This window comes from Streptomyces sp. NRRL S-495, from assembly GCF_000966955.1.
Lineage (GTDB): Bacteria > Actinomycetota > Actinomycetes > Streptomycetales > Streptomycetaceae > Kitasatospora > Kitasatospora purpeofusca.
Window position 1 is genome coordinate 1 of sequence record NZ_JZWY01000199.1, and the last position, 3740, is coordinate 3740.

4 protein-coding genes and 1 tRNA gene are annotated in these 3740 nt (G+C 71.9%); 1 reads left to right on the forward strand and 4 read right to left on the reverse strand.

From position 1 onward, the window contains the following. Positions 1-298: 298 nt before the first annotated feature. From VR45_RS12455 to VR45_RS12465, 3 genes are all read right to left on the reverse strand, one after another. Positions 299-372: transfer RNA gene (locus tag VR45_RS12455), tRNA-Pro, on the reverse strand. A gap of 101 nt (positions 373-473) precedes the next feature. Beyond that, complete coding sequence (locus VR45_RS12460; RefSeq protein WP_045939776.1) at positions 474-1418, reverse strand: metallophosphoesterase; 945 nt, start codon at positions 1416-1418, stop codon at positions 474-476. A 66-nt stretch (positions 1419-1484) separates the two neighbouring features. Beyond that, positions 1485-2108, reverse strand: a complete 624-nt coding sequence (locus tag VR45_RS12465; protein WP_045939777.1) for a CGNR zinc finger domain-containing protein — start codon at positions 2106-2108, stop codon at positions 1485-1487. Positions 2109-2245: 137 nt separating this feature from the next. On the opposite strand from VR45_RS12465, the gene VR45_RS12470 reads away from it, so the two are divergent. Beyond that, positions 2246-2701: a GatB/YqeY domain-containing protein gene (locus tag VR45_RS12470; RefSeq protein ID WP_045939778.1), complete on the forward strand. Its 456-nt coding sequence runs from the start codon at positions 2246-2248 to the stop codon at positions 2699-2701. A 152-nt stretch (positions 2702-2853) separates the two neighbouring features. Here VR45_RS12470 and VR45_RS12475 read toward each other — a convergent pair. Then, positions 2854-3740: penicillin-binding transpeptidase domain-containing protein (locus VR45_RS12475; protein ID WP_045939779.1), on the reverse strand; the 887-nt coding region annotated here is incomplete at its 5' end.

Below are 3740 nucleotides of genomic sequence, written 5' to 3' on the forward strand. Positions count from 1 at the left end.
CACCCCCACCAGACCGCCCCCACCCCTCCACCACCCTCCACGAACCCGACCCGCAACCCGCTGACCACCACGCCCGCACGATCTGCGCGGGCGTGCACAGAGGTGGGACATGGCCTCGGTCGCGGCCCCGGTCCTGCTCGACTCGGGTCCACCGCCGCCGGGGCCGCCCGGTGATCCGGGGCGGGGCGGCGGTCGAGGGTGAGCTGTTCGCTCAGGAGCCTGAGGGCCGGTCACCCGGTTGGGCACGCAAAACGCCAGAGGGCCTATCGGATCTCTCCGATAGGCCATCTGGACTGGGTCGGGGTGGCGGGATTTGAACCCACGGCCTCTTCGTCCCGAACGAAGCGCGCTACCAAGCTGCGCCACACCCCGGTCTTTCTGTTTGTCGCTCCGTCTCCTTCGCGACGAGTAGAACTCTACCGGACGCTCGCCGAGAGACGAAATCCGGTTTCTCGGCGAGCGGGGCGGGTGGGTCAGTGGGGGGTCGGGGTGAGGGTGAGGAGGGTGGCTTCAGGGGGGCAGGCGAAGCGGACGGGGGTGTAGCGGTTGGTGCCGCAGCCGGCCGAGACGTGGAGGTAGGAGCGGCGGCCGCCGGCCTGGTGGGTGGAGAGGCCCTTGACCCGCTTGGCGTCGAGGTCGCAGTTGGTGACCAGGGCGCCGTAGAAGGGGACGCAGAGCTGGCCGCCGTGGGTGTGGCCGGCCAGGATCAGCGGGTAGCGGTCGGCGGTGAAGGCGTCGAGGACCCGCAGGTACGGGGCGTGCACCACGGCGAGGGAGAGGTCGGCGTCGGGGGAGGGTCCGCCGGCGACCTCGCTGTAGCGGTCGCGCCGGATGTGCGGATCGTCCAGGCCGGTGAACTCCAGGTCGAGGCCGGCGACGGTGAGGCGGCCCCGGGTGTTGGTGAGGTCGAGCCAGCCGGCGGCGTCGAAGGCGTCGCGCAGCTTCTCCCAGGGGTTGTGGACGGCGCCGGTGATGCCGCGGCGGGCGCTGCCGTCGGCGTTGTTCATGCCGTGGCTGCCGGTGCGCATCGCCTGGAGGTAGCGGGCCGGGTTCTTGCGGGCGGGGCCGTAGTAGTCGTTGGACCCGAAGACGTAGACGCCGGGGAAGTCCATCAGCGGGCCGAGCGCGTCCAGGGTGGCGGGGACGCCCTCCGGGTCGGAGAGGTTGTCGCCGGTGTTGACCACCAGGTCGGGCCGCAGGCCGGCGAGGCTCTGCAGCCAGCGCTGCTTCCTGCCCTGGCCGCTCACCATGTGGATGTCGGAGACCTGCAGTACCCGGATGGGGCGGGCGCCTCGGGGGAGGACCGGGACCTCGACCCGGCGGAGGCGGAAGGAACGGACCTCGTACCCAACGGAGTAGGCGAGGCAGGCGGCGCCGGTGGCGGCGATTCCGAGGGGAACGGAGTACAGCGGTCGCATCGGTCCATGCTCTCAGACGGCGGATCAGCAGGTGAACTGTCGGGGTGCGCCCGGGGACACGTCCGGTCACTCCTCGGGTTGTTCGCGCCGGGCGCGCAGGGCCCGGACCTTGTGGCGGTTGCCGCAACGCTCCATCGAGCACCAGCGGCGTCGGCCCGGCCGTGAGGTGTCGACGAAGAGCAGCTGGCAGTCGTCGGCGCCGCACTCGCGGATCCGGTCCGCGTGAGGGCCGGTGAACAGGGCGATGGCGTCGCGGGCGATGGTGGAGGCGAGCTGGTCGCCGTCGCCGGGCAGGGGCGGCGCCGCGGTGCCGTCGGGGGCGATTTGCGGCGCGAGCGGCGGTCGGGCGGCGGCCCGGTTGAGCACCGCGTGGTCGGCGGGATCGGCGTGGTCGGCGTTGGTGCGGTCGCCGCTCGCGCGGGCCGCGGTGAGGCGCCAGAGGGCGTCCCGCAGGGTGCGGACGGCGGCCAGTTGGTCGTCGCTGATTCGGACGGTGCCGGGTGGCAGTCCGAGCCGGGACTGTCCGAGCCACTCCAGCAGGTCGGACGGCCGGTGCAGGATCTCGTACCGGGCGTAGGGACCGGGGCCGCCGGTGGGCAGCAGTTCCAGGCAGAGCGTGCCGGGGTCGAAGTGGAAGCGCGTTCCGCCGGGGGAGTGCAGGACCAGGCCGGGGCTTCGCTCGTCCATCATGTAACCACTTTAAGAGGTTATCGATGACTGGGGAAGGGCGCGAGAGACGGGGAGCGGAGAAGGGGAGCGGGGAGGGGGAGCAGGTGGGTGGAGTTAATGGTGGGCATCGGAACGTGGCAGGTGGGAGACTCGGGGCCATGACGACGCTCAAGGAGCAGCTGCACCAGGACCTGACGGCTGCCATCAGGGACCGGGACGAGCTGCGCTCGTCCACCATCCGGCTCACGCTGTCGGCCGTCACCAGCGAGGAGGTGGCGGGGAAGACGAAGCGCGAGCTCTCCGACGCCGAGGTGCTCAAGGTGATCGGCCGGGAGGCGAAGAAGCGCCGGGAGGCCGCGGAGGCGTTCGACAGCGCCGGCCGGGCCGAGCAGGCCGCCCGTGAGGTGGCCGAGGGCGAGGTGCTGGCCGGTTACCTGCCGAAGCAGCTGTCCGACGACGAGCTGACGGCCATCGTGGCCGCCGCCGTCGCCGAGAGCGGCGCGGTCGGTCCGCAGGGCATGGGCGCCGTGATGAAGCTGGTGCGGCCGAAGGTCGACGGCCTGGCCGAGGGCGGCCGGGTGGCCGCCGCGGTGAAGTCCGCCCTCGCCGGCTGATCGCTCCACGGAGCGGACCGGCAAGGTAGAAGGACAAGGCAGAGGACAAGGCAGAGGGGCGCCCCCCGAGCGAGATGCTCGGGGGGCGCCCCTCTGCTTCGTCCTGCCGGAGGCCCTGCAGGACGTCCGCTCAGTGGCGGCTCAGTGGCCGCTCAGTGGTGGCCGCGCCCGTTCCCGCCGTTCCCGCCGTCGCCGCCGTTCCCGCCGATGACCCCCGGCGGGAAGGTGAACCCGCCGCCGATCAGGCCGCCGGCGTTGGTGCCGGGAGCGCCGGGGTTGCCCGCGGCGGGGGGCGGCGGGTTGCCGCCCGCGTTCGGGTCGGCGCCCGGGGCGGGCGCGGCCGGGGGGGTCGCACCCGGGGTGGCGTTCGGGTCCGGCTTGGGGGCCGGGTCCGGGATGTCGATGGTCTGGAAGGTCTCCTTCGGGGAGCCCTTCAGCGCGCCGTCCATGGCCATCTTCCAGATCGGGCCGGGGCCGGTGGCACCGAAGACGCCGTCGGCACCGTAGTAGGTGTCGCCGATCTTCATGTTCTTCATCTCGACGCCGCCGGTGGGGCCGCCGATCCAGACCGCGGTGGCGAGCTGCGGGGTGTAGCCGCTGAACCAGGCGGCCTTCTTCTTGTCGGTGGTACCGGTCTTGCCGGCGATCTGGCGGCCGTCCTCCAGACCGAGGGTGGCGCCGGTGCCCTTCTCGGTCACATTGAGCAGGACGGTGTTCAGCGCGTCGGCGGTCTGCTCGGAGAAGGCCTGGGTGCAGGCGGTCTGCGGGACCTTGACGTCCTTGCCGTCGACCGTGGTGATCTTGTTGATCGCGATCGGCGTGCAGTGCTTGCCGCGGGCGGCGAAGGTCGCGTAGACGTTCGCCATGGTCAGCGGCGACATCTCCTTGGTGCCCAGGGTGATCGAGGGCACGACCTCCAGCTTGGCGCCGGAGGCGGTGGAGGTGATGTTGAGCTTGTCGAGCATCTGCTTGACGGGGCAGAGCCCCATGTCCTGCTCCATCTGAACGAAGTAGGTGTTGACCGAGAGGGCCATCGCCT